Here is a 762-nt window from a genome sequence, read left to right as displayed (position 1 = left end):
GGAGAATGAGGCGACCACGCTGAGCATGCGCCGGTTCGGCGCGCCATTGCTGTTCGGCCGACTGTGGCAGGAGAGCGGGATCGCTGCGGTGTTCGAGGAGCTGCTGGCCGGGCGGCAGTTCGAGTTCCCGGTCGAGCGCGCGGTGTTCGCCACCGTGCTCCACCGGATTATGGTCTCGGGCTCGGATCGCGCCTGCGACAAATGGCTCGACGATTACGACATTCCCAGCACCGAGGAGCTCGGCCTGCATCACCTCTACCGCGCCATGGCCTGGCTTGGCGAGGAGTTGCCGGAGGCAGAGCAGGCGGATGCCACGCCCTTTGCGCCACGGACGGTGAAGGATCTGGTGGAAGAGCGGCTCTTCGCTCGGCGGCATGATCTGTTCACCGATCTCTCGGTCGTATTCATGGACACCACCTCGCTGTATTTCGAAGGTGCCGGCGGCGAGACGCTGGGCGCGTGGGGCCACTCCAAGGATTACCGCCCACAGCTCGCGCAGATGATCCTGGGCGTGGTGATCGATCAGGACGGAAGGCCTATCTGCACCGAGATGTGGCCGGGCAACACCGCCGATGTCTCGGTGCTGGTGCCGGTGATCGACCGCCTGCGGTCGCGCTTCGGCATCACCCGGGTCTGCGTTGTCGCCGATCGCGGCATGATCAGCGCCGCGACGATCGCCGCGCTGGAGGAGCGCGGGCTGGAATACGTCCTCGGCGCAAGGGAACGCACCGACCGCATCGTCCGCGAGGTGGTGCTGGCCGA

1 protein-coding gene is annotated in these 762 nt (G+C 66.5%); it reads left to right on the top strand.

Annotated features, from left to right (window positions below):
- The coding region (locus APM_RS18970; RefSeq protein ID WP_039889290.1) for an IS1634 family transposase at positions 1-762 on the top strand (762 nt) is incomplete at both ends.

This window comes from Acidiphilium sp. PM (assembly GCF_000219295.1).
Lineage (GTDB): Bacteria > Pseudomonadota > Alphaproteobacteria > Acetobacterales > Acetobacteraceae > Acidiphilium > Acidiphilium multivorum.
This window is presented reverse-complemented; position numbering and strand designations above follow the sequence as displayed.